At 60.2% G+C, this 22,730-nt stretch carries 15 protein-coding genes; 4 read left to right on the plus strand and 11 right to left on the minus strand.

What is annotated here, in order from left to right; all coding sequences use genetic code 11:
* Nucleotides 1-9: 9 nt before the first annotated feature.
* The 3 genes from OU26_RS05850 to OU26_RS05860 all read right to left on the minus strand — a co-directional run bounded on the left by OU26_RS05850 (nt 10) and on the right by OU26_RS05860 (nt 3,222).
* Nucleotides 10-2,331: a RelA/SpoT family protein gene (locus OU26_RS05850; protein WP_026646094.1), complete on the minus strand. Its 2,322-nt coding sequence runs from the start codon at nt 2,329-2,331 to the stop codon at nt 10-12.
* Nucleotides 2,332-2,452: 121 nt separating this feature from the next.
* On the minus strand, nt 2,453-2,929 hold the full coding sequence (gene dut / locus OU26_RS05855; RefSeq protein WP_026646095.1) for a dUTP diphosphatase: 477 nt from the start codon (nt 2,927-2,929) through the stop codon (nt 2,453-2,455).
* Nucleotides 2,929-3,222 (minus strand): DUF4193 domain-containing protein, encoded by a 294-nt coding sequence (locus OU26_RS05860; RefSeq protein ID WP_026646096.1) that lies wholly within the window; start codon nt 3,220-3,222, stop codon nt 2,929-2,931. The genes dut and OU26_RS05860 overlap by 1 nt, the downstream gene beginning before the upstream one ends.
* A 149-nt stretch (nt 3,223-3,371) precedes the next feature.
* Here OU26_RS05860 and sepH point away from each other — a divergent pair, with 149 nt between their 5' ends.
* Nucleotides 3,372-4,406 (plus strand): septation protein SepH, encoded by a 1,035-nt coding sequence (sepH, locus tag OU26_RS05865; protein ID WP_026646097.1) that lies wholly within the window; start codon nt 3,372-3,374, stop codon nt 4,404-4,406.
* Nucleotides 4,407-4,495: 89 nt separating this feature from the next.
* On the opposite strand, the gene OU26_RS05870 is transcribed toward sepH, so the two are convergent.
* Nucleotides 4,496-5,722: an alkaline phosphatase family protein gene (locus OU26_RS05870; RefSeq protein WP_026646098.1), complete on the minus strand. Its 1,227-nt coding sequence runs from the start codon at nt 5,720-5,722 to the stop codon at nt 4,496-4,498.
* Between the two features lie 85 nt (nt 5,723-5,807).
* On the opposite strand from OU26_RS05870, the gene OU26_RS05875 reads away from it, so the two are divergent.
* Nucleotides 5,808-8,480: a DNA gyrase/topoisomerase IV subunit A gene (locus tag OU26_RS05875; RefSeq protein WP_026646099.1), complete on the plus strand. Its 2,673-nt coding sequence runs from the start codon at nt 5,808-5,810 to the stop codon at nt 8,478-8,480.
* Nucleotides 8,481-8,576: 96 nt separating this feature from the next.
* Here OU26_RS05875 and OU26_RS05880 read toward each other — a convergent pair whose 3' ends face one another.
* From OU26_RS05880 to OU26_RS05890, 3 genes are read right to left on the minus strand one after another with little or no spacing between them, the layout of a single operon-like run.
* Nucleotides 8,577-13,019, minus strand: coding sequence for a DEAD/DEAH box helicase (locus OU26_RS05880; RefSeq protein ID WP_026646100.1), 4,443 nt, complete (start codon nt 13,017-13,019; stop codon nt 8,577-8,579).
* 38 nt (nt 13,020-13,057) lie between these two features.
* Nucleotides 13,058-13,270, minus strand: coding sequence for a helix-turn-helix domain-containing protein (locus OU26_RS05885; protein ID WP_026646101.1), 213 nt, complete (start codon nt 13,268-13,270; stop codon nt 13,058-13,060).
* Nucleotide 13,271: 1 nt separating this feature from the next.
* Nucleotides 13,272-13,823, minus strand: a complete 552-nt coding sequence (locus tag OU26_RS05890; protein ID WP_229026157.1) for a DUF2975 domain-containing protein — start codon at nt 13,821-13,823, stop codon at nt 13,272-13,274.
* A 166-nt stretch (nt 13,824-13,989) separates the two neighbouring features.
* Between OU26_RS05890 and OU26_RS05895 the strand changes: the two genes are divergently transcribed.
* Nucleotides 13,990-15,363 (plus strand): DUF4153 domain-containing protein, encoded by a 1,374-nt coding sequence (locus OU26_RS05895; RefSeq protein ID WP_051592899.1) that lies wholly within the window; start codon nt 13,990-13,992, stop codon nt 15,361-15,363.
* A gap of 3 nt (nt 15,364-15,366) precedes the next feature.
* Here the strand turns inward: OU26_RS05895 and OU26_RS05900 are convergent, their stop codons facing one another.
* The 4 genes from OU26_RS05900 to OU26_RS05915 form a co-directional block, all read right to left on the minus strand.
* Complete coding sequence (locus OU26_RS05900) at nt 15,367-16,554, minus strand: MFS transporter (protein ID WP_026646103.1); 1,188 nt, start codon at nt 16,552-16,554, stop codon at nt 15,367-15,369.
* A gap of 242 nt (nt 16,555-16,796) precedes the next feature.
* Nucleotides 16,797-19,070: a DNA gyrase/topoisomerase IV subunit B gene (locus tag OU26_RS05905; protein WP_026646104.1), complete on the minus strand. Its 2,274-nt coding sequence runs from the start codon at nt 19,068-19,070 to the stop codon at nt 16,797-16,799.
* An 89-nt stretch (nt 19,071-19,159) separates the two neighbouring features.
* Nucleotides 19,160-20,590 (minus strand): RNA polymerase sigma factor, encoded by a 1,431-nt coding sequence (locus OU26_RS05910; protein ID WP_374042520.1) that lies wholly within the window; start codon nt 20,588-20,590, stop codon nt 19,160-19,162.
* 120 nt (nt 20,591-20,710) lie between these two features.
* A complete protein-coding gene (locus OU26_RS05915) occupies nt 20,711-21,358 on the minus strand; it encodes a DUF4192 domain-containing protein (protein WP_237743746.1) in 648 nt (215 codons plus the stop codon).
* A 208-nt stretch (nt 21,359-21,566) separates the two neighbouring features.
* Here OU26_RS05915 and OU26_RS05920 point away from each other — a divergent pair, with 208 nt between their 5' ends.
* Complete coding sequence (locus OU26_RS05920) at nt 21,567-22,649, plus strand: polyprenyl synthetase family protein (protein WP_026646107.1); 1,083 nt, start codon at nt 21,567-21,569, stop codon at nt 22,647-22,649.
* Nucleotides 22,650-22,730: the final 81 nt, after the last annotated feature.

Genomic DNA, 22,730 nt, shown 5'->3' on the forward strand with positions numbered 1-22,730 from the left:
TCGGGACCGTCACATCTTGCGCAGCCGCGGTTCCGCGGAATCCTTCGCTCCGGTGATACGGTACACGTCGAACACGCCTTCGATCTTGCGCACTGCGGCAAGCAACGTGTTCAGGTGCTGCGGGTCTGCCATTTCGAAGCTGAACTGGCTGGTGGCCACACGGTCAGTGCCGGTGGAGATCGCACCGGAGATGATGTTCACGCCATGATCGGACAGCACACGCGTCACGTCACTGAGCAGATGCGGACGGTCAAGCGCCTCGACCTGGATCTTGACCATGAACACGCCCTTGGTGCTGGTCCACTGCACGTCCACCACGCGTTCGGGCTGACGTCTTTCCAGTTCGAGCATGTTCTGGCAGTCCACGCGATGTACAGACACGCCTTGGTTGCGGGTGATGAAGCCGATGATTTTGTCTCCCGGCACCGGCATGCAGCAGCGGGCCAGCTTGACCCAGATGTCACCCACGCCTTTGACGGAAATGCCCAACGAGCTGGTGGTCTTCTTGGTGCGTTCCACCTGCTTGAGCGGCAACGCCTCCTGTTCGACCTCCTCGTCGACCTCGTCGCTGCCGGCGTCCCGGACCAGATGGGAGATGACGTTCTGCGTGGAGATCTGACCATCGCCAATCGCCGCGAATACCGCGTCGGCATTGGCGAAATTCAGCTCGTCGGCGATACCGACCAGCGCTTCCGGCGTCATCAGCGTGCCGATCGGCAGGTTGCGCTTGCGCATGGCACGGATCAGTTCGTCGCGTCCCTCCTCGACGGCTTCGGTGCGGCGTTCCTTGCTGAACCATTGGCGGATCTTGTTGCGCGCCTTCGGGCTTTTGGTGAAGCTCAGCCAATCGCGTGACGGTCCGGCCGACTCGGACTTGGATGTAAGTATTTCGACGGTGTCGCCGTTCTCAAGCTTGGTGTCGAGCGGTACCAACCGTCCGTTCACACGCGCACCCATGGTACGGTGTCCGACTTCGGTGTGCACCGCGTAGGCGAAGTCGATCGGAGTGGCTTCGGCCGGCAGGGAGACGATCTTGCCTTTCGGTGTGAACACGTATACTTCGGATCCGCCCAGATCCTCCTTGAGCGATCCGAGGAATTCGTTGGAATCCGGTGTCTCGCTCGTCCAGTCGGCGAGCTGTTGGATCCACTTGAGGTTGTCGGCCTCGCTCAGCTCCTGGTTCTCCCCACGCTTGCGGTCGGACTTGTCCGGTGAGCTCAGGGCACGACCGGCCTGGCCATTCTCCTTGTATTTCCAGTGCGCGGCGATGCCGAATTCGGCACGCCGGTGCATGTCCCACGTGCGGATCTGGATCTCAACCGGCTTACCGCCAGGGCCGACCACCGTGGTGTGCAGGCTCTGGTACATGTTGAGCTTCGGCATGGCGACGTAATCCTTGAAGCGACCCGGAACGGGGCTCCAGCGCGCATGCACCGCGCCCAACGCCGCATAGCAGTCCTGAATCGTGTCGACGATGATGCGCACACCCACCAAATCGTAGATGTTCGCGAAATCGTGCCCGCGCACGATCATCTTCTGATAGATGGAGAAATAGTCCTTCGGACGACCCGTCACATAGGCCTTGATGTGCTGGGCGCTGAGATCCTCATTGACTTCGGCGAGAATCTGCTTCAGATACACATCCCGCTGGCCGGCGCGGCGCGCCACCAGCACCACAATCTCGTTGTAGATCTTCGGATACAGGACCTTGAAACTCAGTTCCTCAAGTTCGGTTTTGATGGCGTTCATGCCAAGACGATTGGCGAGCGGGGCGTACACGTCCAGCGTTTCGCGCGCCTTCTTCTGCGCGTTCGACTGCTTGACGTAGCGCCATGTGCGGGCGTTGTGCACACGGTCGGCAAGCTTGACCACCAGCACGCGCACGTCGCGGCTCATCGCCACCACCATCTTGCGGATGGTTTCGGCCTGGGCGGAATCGCCGTATTCCATCTTGGAAAGCTTCGTGACGCCGTCGACCAGTCCGGTCACCGTGTCGCCGAACTCGGCGCGGCATTCGTCAAGCGTGTAATCGGTGTCCTCCACCGTATCGTGCAGGAGCCCCGCGGCCACGACCAACGGTCCCATGCCCAGATCGGCAAGGATCTGCGCCACCGCAAGCGGATGGATGATGTAGGGCTCGCCGGATTTGCGCCGCTGCGACGAATGTTGGGTGACCGCGCGTTGGTACGCCCTTGAAAGAATGCTCATATCCTCGCCGGGATGATGGTATTCGCACATCCTCAGAATCGGCTCAAGCGGGTCGAGGGGATTCGCGCTGATCTCGCAGCCCAGCATTCGGGCCGAACGAACCTCATGATCCATGTCGCTCATTTCATCCTCCTCGCTTGGAATGAACCCTATAGTACCCGCGTATCGACGCATATCGGGAGCACCCGGCCACATTGTCGCGCAACCGGGTGTTTCCAAAAAACTTCGTTGGTCGTATGCCTCGTCAGGACGCGACGCCGGTCGAACCGAACCCGCGCTCGGCGCGGTCGGAACCGGGCAAGGTCTGCGCGTCGATGAACTTCGCTTCGACATACCGTTGGATGACCAGCTGCGCGATGCGATCGCCCGGATGGAACGTCACAGTATGCTCCGGGTCGAGATTGATCAGCGGCACCTTGATCTCGCCACGGTATCCCGCATCGATGGTGCCCGGCGCGTTCAGCACGGTGACACCCTGCTTGACGGCAAGACCCGAACGCGGATGCACGAGCGCGACATAGCCGGCCGGCAACGCGATCGCCACTCCTGTGGGCACCAGCGCCCTGTGGAACGGCTCAAGCGTGACCTCTTCGGTGGTGCGCAGATCCGCGCCCGCGTCTCCGGCGTGGGCGTAATGCAGCTGAGCGGGTCGGTCGGGATCCAGCGACTTTACCAGAACTTCGACGTTTTCCGGCTCGTTGTATGCCTCGTCGAACGCCATCAGGCAGCACACTCCTTGCATACCGGCTGGCCGTCCGCGGTGGTGTGGTCAAGCTGGCTGCGATGCTTCACCAGAAAGCATTCGGAGCAGATGAACTCGTCGCCCTGCATCGGAATGACGGTCACCGAAGCGTCCTCATTGCTCAAATCGGCGCCCGGCAGCTCGTAATCCTCGGCGATGGCGTTCTCGTCGTCGTCCATATCGTTGGAGTTGTTCTGAGAACCTTTGCCCAAAGCCTGGAGCGACTCCTCGTCCTCGTCCTTGTTGCGCGGGGAATCATAATCCTGTGCCATCGAGATTCCTTTCATCATCTACGGTGCCTTATGCGCCATAGAATACATGACTTTTCCCCCGCTAGAATACACGAATTGAAATACTCGTAAAATCCGACACGTGGGGCACAATAGAATTAGTAGAAAAAATTAAGGGAAAGTGGTGTGTTGTGCCTGAGAATGCGCTCGAAGACGCACGGTTCGATCATGTAAGCGAAACCGGCGAACTCATCTTTGTTTCAGGTGCCGGCAAATTCGCCGTCAAAGTCACTGAATCGCTTGAAAGAGCCATTTTGGAGGCGAAGCAGATTCGCTCCGAAGCCCAAGAGGAGCATCAGGCCCAAACCCCCTCAACTCTACCGATATCGCAGATTCAATCGCTGATCCGAGCCGGCGCGAGCCCGACACGCGTCGCGGAACGTTATGGACTGAGTGAAGCGCTCGTTCGGCGTTTCTCATCGGCGGTGGAGACCGAAAAGCAATATGCGATCGAACAGTTCCTTGCCGTTCCCGCGCCGAAGGAAAGCCGGGTGCGGTCGCTTTCCGAGCTGATCGAGCGCACGTTCGCGGCCGCGCGGGTGCGTTTGGAAGACGTGAAATGGAAGGCCACCAGACGTGGATTGGAACCGTGGAAAATCAGCGCGCAATTCGAATCCTCCGGCCGGACCGTGTGCGCGGAATGGTCATGGAACATGCATGACAATGCGGTCGTCTGCCTTAATTCCGCGGCACGCAAGCTTATCGGCGAGCAGGACACGCCGGGGGAAGGACATGCCGAAAAGCATGTCGATCAAGGATTCCTCACTTCGTTGAATCTTCCTGGAGATTCCGCACGTTCCGCACGCATCGAGCAGACGGTGTCCGCATGGAATACACTGGAACCGCCCACGACGGCGGACACGCCATCGGACGGCGGAAAAACCGTCTCGAATGTCCTCGATGCGTCCAATTCCAAGCCGAACAACGATGTGCCGTTGCCTGATCGTCCGAAGACAGTGGCGAGCCTTCTGCCCACCGAGGCGAAGACCCCGCAAGCCACGGATGAAACCCAGGACGCGAAAACCGGAACCACGGAAGTGTCCGCGCCCATCACGCTCAAAACGGAGCAGACGCAGGATCCGCACAGCCAGAACACGACCAAGACGAGACGCCGTTCGGGACGTTCCGCGGTGCCGAGCTGGGATGAGATCCTGTTCGGAGACTGACGACACTCATTCGTAAGAACCCGCACTCATTCGTAAGAAGCCCGCTTGAAGGAGACGAAGGTCTCGGCAAGCGTTTTCAGATGGGTGCTTCAGACGATGTCGATCAGACAGGGAATGTCCGATTCCAATCGGGTGAGCGAACCGTGGACGCTGGGCAGATGCATCGCCTTTTCCGTTTGCGTACGGGAATCGACGATGGTGGTGGCTCCGGCCGAGGACACAATCACGTCGCCGATCATCGGCTCCACGTATGAAGCCACCTGTCCGTAAACGCCTTCCTCGATGGCTTGCCGACGCGTGCGCACCTGCGCCCGCTCCCCCAACGTCTCACGCCATCTCGCGGCGATGTCCTCGGGTTTCTCATCGGCTTCGGCGTAAAGCATGACGCAACGCGGTTCGCCTCCCACCTTCGCCACTCCCCTCATCAGACGGGGGTCGGCTGCAATATCGACGCAGCATTCCGGGTCCGCGGTGATCATCCCGTGGTCCGCCACGATGACCATGAGCGTGCCTTTGGGAAGATTGCGCCGTAAGAGACCCAACTGCGCATCGACACGTTCGAACGCGCCGATCCATTTGTCGGAGTCCCAACCGTAATTGTGTCCGATCTTATCGGTGTCGCGCAGGTACACGTACGTCAATCCCGGTGTCCATGCCGCATTGGCGGCTGTCATGATGCGTCGGCGAGGATCGTCGTTGGAGATGTAATCGCTGCCGCGCAATGCCGCCTGTGTCAATGCGGAGAACGCGAATTTCGGCAAGCCTGAACTGGTGACGCGAACGCCTTGCGCCGTCAGTCGTTCGAAAATGGTCGGCTGGCGCTGCAATTCCATCGGCGCGGGGGCGTTTTTGAAGGATATGAGCTGACAAATCTCTCCAATGTCGGGATTGAGCTGCGTGTATCCGGTCATGCCGGTCAGTCCGGGGCAGGTGCCGGTACCGAAGGTGGACATGGCGGCCACCGTGGTGCTGGGCATGCATGTGGCGATCGGACGCTGGTTGGCGCTGTCAGCCATCAGCGAGCGCAGATATGGCGCATGCCCCAATCTCATGTTGATGTTCCAATAACCGAGGCCATCCACCAGAACCACGACCGCCGAACTCGCATCGGGCAGGCCAAGCGCCTCCTGCAGGTGTTTCGGGTCGGCGTGCACCGTCGTCGGTATGGGATGTCCGATGGCACTGGAGATGGCTGGAAGCACTGAGGACAAGTGGAATGCTCCGCCGCGGGCGTTTCCATCGGGCGTATCGTCTCCGTATGACGCTGGTCTGGTCATGGACAGCAGCTGGTCGGTATCGGGCACTTCAACACTCATGGTTTCCATTCAAGCACCGCGGCAGTACCAGCTGGTAACATTGCTAGGTTGATTACCATAAACTTTCCGTGAGGAGAATCACCGCATGGTGTCGCACCGCAAACCGGCAAAACCAGCCTTCGACCCGCGTACGGTCAAGGAGAACATCGTCGAAACGCCGCTGAACGAGGAGATGAGCAAATCGTTCCTCGAATACGCGTATTCGGTGATTTACGCCCGAGCGCTGCCTGATGCCAGGGATGGTCTGAAGCCGGTGCAACGGCGCATCATCTATCAGATGGGTCAGATGAATCTCAATCCGGATCGTCCGTATATGAAGTCGGCCCGCGTGGTGGGCGAAGTGATGGGCAAGCTCCATCCTCACGGCGATTCCGCGATCTACGAGGCGATGGTGCGTTTGGCGCAGCCATTCGCCATGCGTCTGCCGTTGGTGGATGGCCATGGCAATTTCGGTTCCCTTGATGATGGTCCGGCGGCCTCGCGTTATACCGAGGCGCGCATGGCTCCGGCCGCGTTGGGTATGAACGCGGATATTGCTGAGGATACGGTCGATTTCACGCCGAATTACGATAACAAGCTCAAGGAGCCGACCGTTCTACCCGCGGCGATTCCGAACCTGTTGGTCAATGGCGGTTCCGGTATAGCCGTCGGCATGGCCACGAACATGGCCACGCACAATCTTGGTGAGGTGGTGGCCGCGGCCAAGCATCTCATGCGTCATCCCGACGCGACTTTGGAGGAGCTGATGCGCTACGTGCCGGGTCCGGATTGGCCGGGTGGCGGCGTGATTGTGGGCCGCAAGGGCATTCGCGAGGCGTATGAGACCGGCCGTGGCGCGTTGACCACGAGGTCGGTCACGCATATTGAGAATGTGACGGCGCGCAAGAAGGCGATCGTGGTGACGGAGCTTCCGTTCATGGTTGGTCCGGAACGTGTGCTGGAACGTATTTCCGAAGGCGTGAAGAACCGCAAGCTGGAGGGTATTTCCGGCGCCATCGATCTGACCGACCGTCATAACGGCACCCGTCTGGTCATCGAGGTCAAGACCGGTTTCGACCCGAATGCCGTGTTGGTCCAGCTGTTCAAGCACACGCCGTTGCAGGACAATTTCACCATCAACAACGTGGCGTTGGTCAATGGGCGTCCGCACACCATGGGTCTCAAGGAGATGCTTCAGGTGTGGGTGGATCACCGCCGCACGGTGATTCGCCGCCGCAGCGAATTCCGCAGGAAAAAAGCGCTGGAGCGTCTGCATCTGGTGGAGGGTCTGCTGCTGGCCATGGTGGACATCGACGAGGTCATTCAAGTGATTCGTTCCTCCGATGACGCCGAGGCCGCGAAAACGAAGCTCATCGCCGTATTCGATCTGGATGAGATCCAGGCGCAGTACATCCTCGATCTGCGTCTGCGTCGTCTGACCAAGATGAGCCGCATTGAGTTGGAGGCTGAGCGCGACGATCTGAAAAACCGCATCGAAGAGCTCGAGCGAATCCTCGCCTCCGATGAGGCGCTTGACGGCGTGGTCATCGACGAGATGGATGATGCAGTGGCCAAATACGGCACTCCACGCCGTACCGTGCTGCTGGATGAGGATGCCGAAGGCAATCTGACTCCGGTGGTGGCGCATGGCGATGATGGCGTTTCCGCGAATGCGATGGCTGCGGCGCGCACGGCGGCCACTGTATCCTCCACTGCGGCGGATGTGGCCGCGGCCGCGAAGGCTGCGAGGAAGGCCGGCGAGGACAATGCCACCGCCGCGGCTCTGCAGATTGACGATGAGCCTTGCGCGGTGATGCTGTCCGCCACCGGTCTGATAGCGCGGACTTCCGTGGATGCGGTGGAACGTTGGGAGAACCGTTCCATTTCCACCGGCCGCGCCAAGGACGACCAAATCGTTTCGATGTTCCGCACTTCCACGCGTTCCTCGTATGGTCTGATCACGTCCGCGGGCCGTCTGGTGTTGGCCCATGTGGTCGAGCTGCCGAAGGTTTCCTCCGAGGGGACGGTCAGAGTCACTGGCGGTGTGAAGGCGGAGGAGCTGCTGGGCATGACGGAGAACACCGACCCTGTCCGTGGGGAACGGGTCATCGCTGCGATAGCCATGCCGTCTTCGGATGAAGGCCAGCCCACTCCCCTAGCGTTGGGCACACGCAATGGTGTGGTCAAGCGTTGGAACCGCGAGTCGCCAACCACCATGGATTCGTGGAGCGTCATCGATTTGAAGGATGGAGACTCGGTGCTCGCCGCGGCCGAGGCGAATGACAACGACCGGTTGGTCTTCGTGTCCACTGATTCCTCCCTGCTGACGTTCGAGGCGAAGAACGTGCGTCCGCAGGGCCGCACCGCCGGAGGCATGGCCGGCATCCGATTGGCGGAAGGCTGCACGGTGGCCGCTTTCGCGGTCGTTCCGGCGGATAAGGTGTCTTGGAACTACGAGGAGGGCGAGAACGGCCTGTTCTCCGCTTCCGGAGCCGTGGTATTGACTGTTGCCGGCGATTCCAAGGCGCTGCCGGGCACGGAGAACGGTTCGGCGAAAGTCACTCCGTTGGAAATGTATCCGACGAAGGGACGTGGTACTGGCGGTGTCCGCTCGCAGCGGTTCCTCAAGGGGCAGGACACGCTGATTCTCGCGTTTGTGGGCGCATATCCGGTTCATGCCTCGACCAGTGGCGGAACCGACGTGGAGCTGCCGAAGCCCGATATGCGTCGTGATGGTTCCGGAACCGAATTGTCCGCTCCGATCGCGGTAGCCGGCTGAGGCGGACCTCTGATTCCCGAGAATCGCGGGGTGTCGTGCATCAGTATGAATCGGTGCGCGATACCCCGTTTTTGCGTCAATACGTATGAATGACGTTCAGCGGTATAGCTTCATGCCTTGCGGACTGTCGGCGAATCCCGCGGCGCGTAGCAGACGCCGTGCATCGTTGCGCGCGTTCAATGATTCGCCGTTCATTTCGGCGAATCTGACGCTGCCGCTGGGAAGCCGTTGCAGTGTATAGGCAAGTTCCGCGCAGGCGGATCGCAATGTCGGCTCATCATCGGTGAAACTGGCGATCTTATGGCTTTTCGGCATGGCGAACATGACCGGGGCGCCTTTGGCGAGCACGATGATTGAACCGGCTCTTCGCGCCGGTTTGAGATGCTCCTGTTGCGGCCATGCGATCGCGGCTCCCGTCAGGACGGCCGGATCGGTCACGTCGAGCGCCACGCAGGACAGGCCGCGCGATGCGTGCTCGTCGCGTAAGACGTCGACAGTGTTGCGACTGGCGAATTGGGCTGCGCCGAAGCCTTTGACGAACATGCCTCTGACCAGGAGCCCATGTTCCTCCATGCGTTTGAGCACCGGATACAATCCGGAGAATCCTCCGGGAATCCGTTCCTTGTCCACCAGGGGGGATGCGAGCACGCCGTATCGGTCCAGAAGCGATTCGACAAGTTCGATCTCATATTCCTCGACGCCTGACGGGCGCGTCGAATCGTCGGAGCCGACCGTGCCGTCCGGGTTGACCGCAGACCATAGTCCGCCAAGCGTTGCGGGAATCGAAGGACGCATCCGCACGCGTCTGCGGGCGGACATGCGAGGAGCCCGAACCGTGCCATGCCTGTGGGACAGCGAGCGGACGGGCATGAACGAACTGTTCGTTATCCTGCCCTGCCATATCAGGAACCATAACGCCTCTTCGAACCGTTCCTCGTTCCACGAGGGATACATGATCTCCCCTGTTTCGGCATTCACCTGAATCTCGGCATGGTTCTTCCATAGGGTTTTCGCCATAGAGGAAAGCTGCCGAGCGGGGAAGGCTCCGCCACCGTTCAGAACGGCGAGCACGGCTTCCGGAACGGTCATGGCATCGGTGTCGGACGACTCGTTCTGTTCAGAACCGTCCGGCACATCCAGCAAACGTGAATCGGCGGGATGAAACGCGATGGAACCGGCGTCCTTGCCATTGGAACCATTGAATTTGGAGCCGACCCATACCACTTCTCCGGATGCGAGCAGTTCGTCGAGCATGCCCGGCTCGTAATCGCGGACCCGTGCCGGGAACACCGAAGATTCCCATACGTCGGCGTTGAGGGGCACGCCTTCAAGCTGTTCGATGACGCGCAGCAGACCGTCGACGCCTTCATATCGGGCGCCACCCACCGGTCCGACACCCTGGCGATCCAACAGGAACGCCTGGTATGCCGCCTGGTCGACCGGTTTGACGGCCCGGCGGGCTTTGGCGAGGGATAGCGATCGGATACGGCGGAGCACCTCGATGTGGAGCCACTGGTCGGTGGTCTGGTCCGGATCGGAGAAACGTCCTTTGAGCAATGTCCCTTTGGCGTTCAGCTCGTCCAGGGCATGAACCGCCCGCGCCGCGTCGATCCGGAGCTGTGCGATCATCTGGTCCGCGGTGAACGGTCCATGCGTTTTGGCGTATCTTGTGACTCGGCCCGTGACATCGTCCTCATCCAGATCGTTCCAGAACGTTCGTCCGGCCAGATCCTTCTCAACCTGCGCGATGGCGTCCGGGTCCAACAGCGAAGCCATGTCGGCGGCGCCCAGCAGTCGCTCCAATACTTCCGGATCCATGGACAGCAGCTGCGTACTGCGTTCGGCTTGGGGAACGTCGTACTGGTACATCACCGATCCGACGAATCCGAACAGCAGCTGTTCCGCGAATGGTGACGGCGTCCGCGTGGCCGTTTCGGACAAATCGATGACGCCATCATTCAATCCTGCCATCACCTGGCGCAGTGCAGGCAGATCGTATACGTCCTGCAGGCATTCGCGTGCGGTTTCCAGCAGGAGTGGGAAATTCCTGCAGGTGCGTGCCGCGTTGAGCAATTGCGCGGCTTTCAAACGCTGCTGCCATAACGGCACGCGTTTGCCGGGTCTGGTGCGCGGTAGGAACAACGATCGTGCGGCGCATTCGCGGAATCGCGCCATGTATAGCACGCTTTCGCCAATCTGTGTTTCCACGATGTGCTGCAGCTCGTCGCAGTCGAACAATATCAGGTCACGCGCCCGCATGTCGGCGTATCCGTCCGGCAGACGCAGGATGATGCCGTCGTCGGCCGCATGCACCTGTCCGTCGAAGCCGTAACGTTGCTTCAGACGTGTGGTGATGGCCATGGCCCACGGCTCGTGCACGCGTCTGCCGAACGGGGAATGCACGATGATGCGCCAGTCGCCGTCGTCCTCCCGGCTGCGTTCCACGACGAGCTCACGATCGTTGGGCACGATGCCGGCCGATTCGCGCTGTTCGGCCAGCAATGCGACCAAGTTGCCGATGGCGTTGTCGTCGAGTCCGTCATCCCGCAGCCGCCGCTCCGCCGATGCGGTGAATTTCGGTTTGCCGGCCGATTCACCCGTTCCAGCGGACAGTTCACGGCTTAGTTCGCGGACGAGGCGTCCTTCCGTCATGCCGAAATGATAGTCGCGCCCGTCCTGGTCGCCATGCCAGAACGGTAGTCGAGCCGTGCGTCCGGGGGCCGGCAGCACCACGACGCGGTCGTGGGTGATTTCCTGGATCTGCCATGTCGAAGTGCCCAAGGTGATGACGTCCCCGACCCGGGATTCGTAAACCATCTCCTCGTCCAGCTCCCCCACTTTGCGCGGCCCCGGACCGGAGCCTTCTTCGGGGAGCACGACGGTGTACATGCCGCGGTCGGGAATGGTGCCGCCGCTGGTGACGGCGAGACGCGCTGCGCCGGGTCTGGCGGTGATGAGCCCCGATTCCTCGTCGCATTGCAGAGGAGGGCGGAATGCGGAGAAGTCTTCGCTGTTGTAGGCGCCGGTCATCATGCCCATGGTGGCGTCGAACATGGAACGTTCAAGATTGCGGAATGGCGCGGATCTGCGTACCACGGCATACCATTCGTCCGGTTTGAGGTCGTGCATCGCCGCGGCAGCGACCGTCTGCTGGGCGAGCACGTCCAATGGATTGCTGATGATGCGCAATGGTTCGAGGTCTCCCGACCGCATGCTTTCGACGCTGGCCACCATGCCGATGATCTGCTGGCGCGTGACCGGGTAGAACAACGCGTGCGACACTCCCCCGACCTTGTGGTCGGCGCGTCCGACGCGCTGCAGGCCCGATGACACCGACAGCGGAGGGGCGATCTGGATGACCAGGTCCACCGATCCCATATCGATGCCGAGTTCGAGACTGGATGTGGCCACCACGCAACGCAATTGTCCGCGTTTGAGCTGCTCCTCGACCTGCTTGCGGCGATCCTTGGAGACCGAACCATGGTGGGCCATGGCGATCGCGTCGGCATCCTCATGCGACTCGACCAGCATGGTGGTGGAGCCGACCACGGAATCGTAGTGTCTGGCGAAATGCTCGCGCCCCTCGGGCGAGCCCATGTCCTGGTATTGGGGAATGGAACCGTCACGGGATTGCGTATAGAGGTCGTTGAGCCGTGCGGTGAGCTTTTCGGCAAGTCCTCTCGAGTTGACGAACACAAGGGTGGTGCGGTGGGCAAGCACCTCATCGAGCACGCTGCGCTCGATGGCCGGCCATACCGATCCTCCGGTGGCGCTGGTGTCGAGCATGTCGGCGAGCGGCTCTACGACCTTGATTTCCATATCCGGACGGGATTGCGGACGCACGATGCGCACCGGTTTTGAACCACCGAGGAAACGGGCCACTTCCTCCACAGGATTGACGGTGGCCGACAGTCCTATGCGTTGCGCAGGCTTTTCGGTCAGCTCGTCAAGCCGTTCAAGGCTGAGCGCCAGATGCGCGCCGCGCTTGGTTCCCGCCACGGCATGGATTTCGTCCACGATGACGGTTTCGACGGTGGAGAGTATCCGGCGTGCCTGGGAGGTGAGCATCAGGAACAACGATTCGGGTGTGGTGACGAGGATGTCCGGCGGATGGCTGACGATTCGGCGACGCTCCTGTGGCGTGGTGTCTCCGCTGCGCATGGCCACGCTGACATTCGGAGCGGGGATTCCCATCGTCTCGCACTGTTTGGAGATGCCGTCCAATGGAGCCTGCAGGTTTTTCGCGACATCCGCGCCCAGCGCCTTCAGGGGCGAGACGTACAGCACTTTGACACCATCGGCCGGCTTGCCGCTTTTGGATGATTGGGCTGGCTGGCGTTCTTTTCCGGACATCAGCCGGTCGATTGCGGAAAGGAACGCGCACAGCGTTTTGCCCGAGCCGGTGGGAGCCACCACCAGAACGTTCTCACCGGCTTGGATGGCGGGCCAGGCCTGCCGCTGCGCTTCGGTCGGATGGTCGAACGCATGCCTGAACCACGTTCTGGTCGCTTCGGAAAACAAGTCCAAACATTCGTACATACGTTCGATTATGGCATCGCCTTCAGACATGCCAACCGTCAATCGGCGTCATCAACCCATTCGAGCACATCGCCGGGCTGACAGTCAAGCACGGAGCATATCGCGTCAAGCGTGGAGAAACGGATCGCCTTGGCACGGCCGTTCTTCAGCACCGACACATTGGCGGGCGTGATGCCAATCGCATCGGCCAACTCATTCACGCCCATCTTGCGTTTAGCCAGCATCACATCGAGATTCACACGGATCGCCATGTCAGATCACCGCCGACAGTTCATCGCGCTGTTCGATGGCCTGCCGCAGCAGCGAGCGCATCACCAGCATGAGCAGCATGAACGCCGCTATGAGCAGCAGAGCCACCAGACCGCCACCCACGACCGCGAAACGGACCAGATCGGTTTCCAGCCCAAGCAGCTTCGACAGGAACAGGGATGGCGACAGCCAGGCCTGGGAAAGCATCGCCAGGACGACCAGAACACCTTCCACCCCGGCGCATCCGAGTATGCCGTCGACCAGACGGACGGCTTTTCCGGAGAACACGTCACGTCGACGAGCCAATGTCAGCAGTCTCCACAACGGCACCAAAGCCGCCTCGAAACAGGCCACCATCAGCACGAATCCGATCACGTAGAGCCAATGCGCCACATCCGCGTGTATGCAATCGATGGAGACGACCACGCCCGCCACGAGCGCGCCGACCTGTAGAGCCAGCCCGCACAGCGCGAACAGCACGACCAGCACCCGCAACGCCACAATCACCGCCGATCCTCGTTCCGGATCGTCCATCGAATCATTCCGCGCACACATGTGAGACCTCCTTCATAGATAAAACGCAATTCACGAAAAACGATAATAACCTATCGTTTTTCAATATGCAAATTCCGTGAAAAAATAAATTTCGATATGTTTCTATCGTTTTTCGATAGCTTACCATGACGATAGTTCCATTGATCCATCAATCGAAAGGAATGCCATGAACACCCAACAGACACCGGCGCCGCAACCGGCCACACGTGCCGCCATCGAACAGCAGCATCCGGCATCCCGACGGACGAGGCGGCGCACCATCGCGACCCTGGCCACGGCGCTCGCCATCACCTTCGTCTTCGACCGGTTCGTCTGCAGTTCCACGCTTCCCGAATGCATATACGGATATGCCCTGCCGTTGTTCTGGCTGCTATGCCTTGCGCTCGTCACCGCGCTCCACTGGACGAGCGTGCGCAAGCGTCCGTACACGTGGCTTGTGGCCGGCACGATCACCGCGTTGAGCGTATGGAACATGCTTTCCGTCAGCGCCACTCCGTATAGCGGGAACATCGATTACTCGCTGACCACATTCCTTGCGCAACCCATGCTGCTGATGCTGCACTGCCAGCTGGTCAACGGCCGATACAGCATATGGCATCCGTCCCAAGTGGCACGCGATTGGCTCACCGGCTGGCTCATACAGCCGTTTTCCAATCTGGGGCGCGTCTTCGGGTCGTTTACCATCCTGGCCCGTTCCGCCGCTTCGTCCAACAAACGCTCGAAGGCCCGTGAGATCGGTATGGCGGTATTGGTCTCGATACCGCTGCTGCTGGCCATCATCCCCTTGCTGACCAGCGCGGACCAGATATTCCGCTACGAACTGACAGCCGCCATCGGACATCCCGACCTTACGGCGATTACGATCCACACACTGATCGTCATTGTGCCCTGGCCGTTCCTATGCTCCCTGCTTCTTAGCCTCGATATCGAAACCAAAGAGCCGTCAGAGCCCCGTCATATCGCCCTGAGTTCGACGATGACGATCACCGTGCTCTCGATGATGCTGGTCGTATACACGCTGTTCTGCGCGGTGCAATTGCGTTTCCTGTTCGCCGGAGCTTTGACGGACGGCTTGATCTCACTCCCGGACGGACTGACCTATAGCGAGTATGCGCGGGACGGTTTCTTCCAGCTGCTGACGGTGGCCGCCATCAATCTGGCCATCTTCGGCATCGCTCTCACATCCACCCCACACACGCCTTGGCTGAACGCCACGCTGGGCGGGCTGCTGGCCGTGACCGCCGTCATGCTGGCCTCGGCGGCCCTTCGACTGGGCCTGTACATCGGAGCGTACGGTCTAACCTGGCTGCGCTACGCCTCACTGACGTTCATCGTATTGCTGGCAATCGCCATCGCGCTGTGCGCGATCCGCATGTTCACGGCACGTCTTCCGCTCATGGCGACACTCGCCGCGCTCGTCATGGTCTGGTATGTGACGCTTGGCTTCAGCAATCCGGATTGGGTGTGCGGCACATACAATGCCGCGCACGGTTTCGGCAGCGCCTATTCGCCGGACAATCCGGCGACGTGGATGTTCTGACGTTCAGGCCGTGACCTGGCCACCACACTTTTTGCGCAACGTTTCGTGCATGACCACCATGAGCACCAGGAACGCCACGAGATACCACGGGAACAGGTTGACGGAGATGTGCTGGGCAATCAGGCCGAACACCGGAGGCATGCACATCGACCCCACATAGGCGAATGCCATCTGCATGCCGACGATGGCCTGGGACTTGTCCTTGCCGAAATAGGTCGGCGTGGAGTGGATGACGCATGGATAGATCGGCGCGCATCCCAGGCCGATGACCATCAGTCCCGCGATGGTGCCGATGTGATGCGGCAGCGGCAGCAGCATGATGATGACACCCGTCAATACCAGGGCCTGACCGAGGCGGATCATAGACGGATCGCTCAATCTCATGGTGAGGAATCCGCTTGCGAGACGCCCGACGGTGATGCCGATACAGAACAGGCTTCCCCACATGGCGGCCGTGGTCTTATCGATGCCCTTGCCGAGCACCATATAGCTGCTGGCCCACAGCATGGCGGTGGATTCAAGCGCGCAATAGCAGAAGAACATGACGAGGATCTCGCGTGCGCCACGAATCGCGAGCACGCCACGGATACCGAGCGGCTTACGCGGCCCGTCACCCTCAGTTGTCTCTTCGGTGTCTTGTGCGGTGCGTGTCTTCCACAGTGGCAGGCTGAAAACCAGTACCGCGGTAAGCGCTATCTGCAGGATGGAGATGTACCGGTATCCCCACGACCAGCCTTGACCCGCGCCCAATGCATACGCCATGATGTACGGGCCAAGCAGCGTGCCCAATCCCCACATGGCGTGCAGCCAGCTCATGTGACGGCTTTCATAGTGGATCGCGACATAGTTGTTCAACGCGGCGTCGACGCCGCCTGCTCCCAATCCATAAGGAATCGCGAACAACAGCAGCATCCAGTAATTCGGCGCGATCGAGAAACCGAACAAAGCGAACGCCGTCAATGCCACGGATACCACAGTGACCTTGCCCGCGCCGAATCGCAGAGTCATTCGATCGGACAGCAACGCGGACACAATGGTGCCCGCCGAAATGGTCATGGAAATGCCACCCTCCCAGGAAACAGGCGCATTCAAATCGGTGCCCATCGTCGGCCAGGCGGCCCCGAGCACGGCATCCGGCAAGCCCAGACTGATGAAAGCCACATAAATCACGGCAAGCAGCAGATTAGCCATGAATCAGCTCCTTTGATGGTTCCATGGACGCGATGGTCCGAATTCGTCATACAGTTTACCCGCAGTTACCTACCAAACGGTAACTAGCGATTTGCGGCACCGATTCAACGTCTGATTCCGGTCGAAGCATGATTCGGTCTTGTTTTCGGTCCTGTTCCAAGAAGCGAGCAGGCGTTGGTTCCGGCAAAAAATGCGGAAGGCGGGTTTCGACGGAACGGAACCTACCTCCCATGCAATCAAGATCAGGTGTCGATCTTCGAACGGTCGAAATCGTCCGCGTTCTCCACGATGAATGCCTTGCGCGGCGGCACGTCATCGCCCATGAGCAGGCTGAAGATGTGGCTGGCCTGTTCGGCGTCCTCCATGCGGATGCGGCGCAGCATGCGGGTGCGCGGATCCATGGTGGTGTCGGCCAACTGGTCGGCGTCCATCTCACCCAAACCCTTGTACCGCTGGATGTCCTCGTTGTAACCGATGTGTTTTCTGTCGAGCTCGGCAAGCTTGCCCGCCAGCTCGTCATCGGAATACGTGTAGATGAACTCGCCCTTGTGCACGCCCGTCAACGCTATGCGATGCAGCGGCGGCACGGCCGCATAAACGTGGCCGTATTCGATGAGCGGCCGCATGTACCGGTAGAACAGCGTCAGCAGCAGGATGCGAATATGCGCACCGTCGACGTCGGCATCGGTCATCATGATGATCTTGTTGTACCGGGCCTGCTCGATATCGAAGCTCGCTCCGGAACCAGCGCCAACCACCTGGATGATGGCCGCGCATTCCTTGTTGGACAGCATCTGCGCGAGCGACGCCTTCTGCACGTTGAGGATCTTGCCTCGGATCGGCAGCAGCGCCTGGAATCCGGAATTGCGGGCAGCCTTGGCGGTGCCAAGCGCGGAATCGCCCTCGACGATGAACAATTCGGCCACATCGTCGTTTCCCGGCTGGCAGTCGGACAGTTTCGGTGGCATGGAGGCGGATTCGAGCGCGTTCTTGCGGCGCGTGACCTCCTTGGTTTTGCGGGCCTGCACGCGGGCGTGCATCTCGCCGACGATTTTCTCCAGCACACGGCCGGACTGTTCCTTGTATCCGCGCTTGGAGCCGGTGATCATCTCGCCGAACTGCCTGTCGGTCATCTTGGAGACGATGGGCTTGACCTGCGCGGTGCCGAGCACGTCCTTGGTCTGCCCTTGGAACTGCGGCTCGGCGATACGCACGGTGACCACGGCGACCAGTCCGGCTAGGATGTCGTCGCGCTCCACCTTCATATTGGAATCCTTGAGATTCACCTTGAGCTTGCGCGCATTGTCCTCGACGGCCTTGCGCACCTGCTTGGTGATGCCCTGCAGGAAGCCGTCCACATGTGTGCCGCCGCCGGGGGTCTCCACCACGTTGACGAAGCTGCGCATGGTGGTGTCGTATCCGTTGGTCCAACGTATGGCGATGTCCACGGCGCAGTCACGGGTCACCTTTTGCGCATGCAATTCACCGTCGTCGCCCACAGCCTGCGTCTCTTCGACGTACGTGTCATCGCCGGTGATACGCCAGATATCCGAAACAGCCTCGCCCTTGGACAGAAAATCGACGAAGTCTCTCACACCGCCGGTATGGAGGAATTCCTCGATGCGCGCGTGTGGGTATTTCGGACGCGTGGTCTGCACAGCGTTTTCCTGCGGCTGCGCGTCAGCGTCGCCCGTCTGGGATTCGGGCGACTCGTCCGTGGCTGCGCTATCCGGTTGCGCCATGTCTGCGGCATTGTCCTCGGCATCGACTTCCAGCATTTCATCGACGGCTTCGTCACCGGTTTCGGGAATGTTTTCATCGATGACGGTGATTTTCAGTCCCGGTACCAGGAAGCTGGTCTGACGTACGCGGTCGATCAGCTGGTCATAGCTGAATTCGGCGGTGTCGTTGAAAATCTCGGGATCGGCCCAGTAACGGATGCGGGTTCCCGTAGTCTTCGGGCTCACCTTGCCGATGATCTCGAGTTCGGTCGGACGGTTCTTCCGCGTCTTCTTGAACGGCGAATTCGGGGACGGATGCGTGGGATCCTCGTCGGAGTACACACCAGGATGGCCTTGGTGGAAGGCCATGTGATGCGTTTTGCCGTCACGATCTACTTCCACGTCGAGACGGGAGCTCAATGCATTCACCACGGACGAGCCAACGCCATGCAGGCCACCGGAGGCGCCATATGAGGAATTGCCGAATTTCGCGCCGGCATGCAGCTTGGTCAACACCACTTCCACGCCGGTGAGCTTGGTTTTGGGCTCGACATCCACTGGAATGCCACGCCCGTTATCCGCCACCTCGACGGAACCGTCATCATGCAACGTCACGATGATGTGGTCGCAGGCGCCCGCAAGAGCCTCATCGACGGCATTGTCGATGATCTCCCAGAGGCAGTGCATTAATCCTTGACTGTCGGTCGTGCCGATATACATGCCCGGACGTTTGCGCACCGCGTCCAAGCCTTCGAGCACGGTGAGGCTCTTCGCTCCGTAATTATCCTTTGCCATGTTCCCTTTCAATTATCGCGTCTCCAGACGGAAGAAGTCGAGAGACCCGCATTCACGCCGGTCTCTCGACTTCGCTCATTCACGTTCGATCACTGATCCAAGAAGTCACGCAACGTCTGTGAACGGGACGGGTGACGCAACTTGGACATGGTCTTCGATTCGATCTGACGGATGCGCTCTCGGGTCACGCCGTATACGCGGCCGATGTCATCCAGCGTCTTGGGCTGGCCATCCTCCAGGCCGTAACGCATCTTGATGACGCCTGCCTCACGGGGGGATAGGGTCTCAAGCACCTGCTTGAACTGCTCCTGCAACAGCGAGAAGGCGACGGCATCGGACGGTGCGATGGCGTCGGTGTCTTCGATCAGATCACCGAACTCGGAATCGCCATCTTCGCCAAGCGGGGTGTGCAGGGAAATCGGCTCACGCCCGTACTTCTGCACTTCCTGCACCTTCTCGACCGGCATGTCGAGCTCACGGGCCAGTTCGTCCGGCGTAGGTTCGCGACCGAGGTCCTGAAGCATCTGGCGCTGCACGCGGGACAGCTTGTTGATGACCTCGACCATGTGCACCGGCACGCGGATGGTGCGGGCCTGGTCGGCCATGGCGCGGGTGATGGCCTGGCGGATCCACCACGTGGCGTACGTGGAGAACTTGAAGCCCTTCTTCCAGTCGAATTTCTCGACGGCGCGAATCAGGCCAAGATTGCCTTCCTGAATCAGGTCAAGGAACAGCATGCCACGTCCCGTATAACGCTTGGCCAGAGAAACCACGAGTCGGAGGTTCGCCTCCAGCAGATGATCCTTGGCTCGTTTGCCATCGTTCGCGGCCCACTTGAGCTCGCGCTTGCGCTTGAAGTCCATCTTGTCGGATTCCGTGTCCAGCAGATGCTGGGCGTACAAGCCGGCTTCGATGCGCTCGGACAGGTCGACCTCTTGCTCGGCGTTCAGCAGGTTCACGCGGCCAATCTGCTTCAGATAGTCTTTGACCGGATCGGCAGTGGCGCCGGCAGCGATCACACGACGCTTCGGATTGCCCGACGGCGTCAGATTGTCGTCATCGTCATCGTCACGAACCACGAAAGCGCCCTTTTCCTTAGGCTCCTCCGGCTTTTTGCGTTTATTGTCCTCGTCGTCATCCGATTCGGAGTCATCCTCGTCGAGGTCATCATCCTCATCGAGATCATCGTCGTCATCGTCTGCCGAGTCCACGTCATCGAGGTCATCGTCGAAATCGTCGAGATCGGCATCCTCGGCGGGGCCGTCCTCGTCCTCAGGAACCTCATCGATCAGATCCTCCTCGTGACCCTTCTTGACCTTGGAGGCCTTCTTCGCGGTAGCCTTGCGCGACGTCTTGGCGGTGGTCTTCTTCGCCGCGCTCCTCTTCGTAGCGGTCTTGCGCGTGGCGGCCTTCTTCGTGGAGGTGGTCTTTTCGGTCAGATCAGTCTGTTCCGTGCTTGCCGTCGTTTCCTTGGTGGCCAAACTTATCCTCCTACTGATCCCGCCGGAAGTGTATACCATATGGACCCACTTCTGGCAAGGGCAAATCGTCAACTATGTGAGTAAACCATCTTGCAAGGACGATTATTCCCGCATGTTGAGCCCACCGCGCATCAGCGTCGCTTCCGTTCGGCGTGTTGCTTATGTTTCCGAAGTCCATGCCGGGCCGATATGACGGTGCACGGCGGAGCAGACGATCGCGGCAAGCGAACAGTCCTCATCCAACGCGAGCGCTCTCAGGGCGCACAGCATGGCGCGCTCGTCACCCATCCACCACAATACGTAGCTGATTACAGCCAGCGGCTGAACCTGATAGCGTTCGGGTACCATCTCGATGATGTCGAACATCATGGTGACGCCGCTGTCGCAGCGTGCGTCGTCGGGAGTCGCCGAAACGTTCCGGAACGAATCCTTGAGTATTTCCTCCAGTCGACGTGAATTATCGGGATGCATCGGATTGGTCATGAAGTCCATCAGGAACCCACGCGGAGAACGGTCCTCCCCCGCGACGATGGACACCAGCAATGCGTCGCGGACCGACATCGCCCGTTCCAGGGCGACGGCAATCGCCAGTATATCGCTCCTGGACAGTCCGCGAGCGCCTTCCGGACCGTCGACGCCGGACGGCGAATCGGCAAGGAAGTCCATCCATCGTCCGAATGGCTCCCCTAGGAATGCGCGTATCGTTTCCTCCATTCCCCGCGATTTGCAATCTTCCGTCAGCCATTCGCCAAGCTGATCCATTTCCGTGGCAGGTATCGGCGTCGTCTCGTCGATCATGTTCATCATTTCGTTCTCCTTGGCATAGTTGGCGCGGACGCCGTGCGCGACCGCTTTCCGGAGTACTATGCGACATCCGCCGATGCGCGGGCCGTGTTTTCGGCCCCTGTGGTCGGAGAACGCGCCCATCGGCGTGTCATGAAACGTGCCAAAACGCTCCATCCATTGCAATTACTGCATTCCGTTCTTGTCGGACGCATGTGGATAACTTTGATGTATGACTAGCTCCTCCGATTTGGAACAGATTGAGACGCGCACATTATCGTTGGTAAGGGATTTTTCGTTCCTTCACGCGGATGACGCGGTCGCCAATTCCTGCAGGCCCATCGCCGACGCGGTCGCCCGGCAGGCGGTCACGTCAAGCGAGGGCGGCAAGCGGCTGCGCGCGCTGCTGACGTTGGATGCGTTCCGTGCGTTCGCACCGCGGGAAGTGCTGGAACGAGACATGGATGCGGTGCTTGATCTGGCCTGTGCTATCGAAGTGTTCCAGACCGGAGCGTTGGTGCACGACGATATCATCGATGATTCCGACCTTCGGCGTGGCAAGCCATCCGCCCATCGCGCTCTGTCCATGGACACGCACAGTGATGCCATCGGCAACGGGCTGGGCATCATGCTGGGCGACATGCTGGCCACCGCAAGCGTGGACATCGCGGACAAGGCGGCGTCCCGTCTTGGTTCCGGAACGGCCGTGGTGTCGGCTTTTCTGAATATGCATCGCGAGGTGGAGATCGGCCAGGTGCTTGATTTGGCCGTGGAGCTCAATTCCTTGGACAATCCCGCCGAGTTGGCGGCCGCGTCGCTGAACGTGTTCCGCTGGAAGACCGCCAGCTACACCACCATCGCGCCATTGGAATTCGGTATGCTCGCAGCCGGCGACGATGCCGGTACCGCGCGCGACTGCGCCTTGGCGATCGGTCTGCCTCTTGGCTTGGCGTTCCAACTTGCCGACGACCTTCTGGACGTTATCGGCTCGAGCCGCAATACCGGCAAACCAATCGGCGGCGACATCCGGGAAGGCAAACGCACGGTGCTGCTCGCCGATGCCATCGATGCAGCCGACGAAAAGGAAAGACGAGAACTCATCAGTATGTGGGAGTCCAGCTCCCGCAACGAGGAACAGGTCGCGCGCGCCATCGAGCTTTTCGAATCCACCGGTGCGATCGAACGTTCCAAGGAGAGGATAACGGAGCTGTGGAGCGAATCGAGGAAAGCCATCGAATCGCTCAATCTGCCCCGTCAACGTAAGGATATGCTCGTCGAGGCCTGCGCACGCTTCGTGCCCATCGTCCGTGGATAGATCTGGAATCAGCATCGGGGATCGCCGGAACATGTAAAAGACCCGAGTCCGTCGCACGTTTCGTGGGGTTCCTGCTTGACC

It is taken from the genome of Bifidobacterium ruminantium DSM 6489 (assembly GCF_000770925.1).
In the GTDB taxonomy this organism is placed as follows: domain Bacteria; phylum Actinomycetota; class Actinomycetes; order Actinomycetales; family Bifidobacteriaceae; genus Bifidobacterium; species Bifidobacterium ruminantium.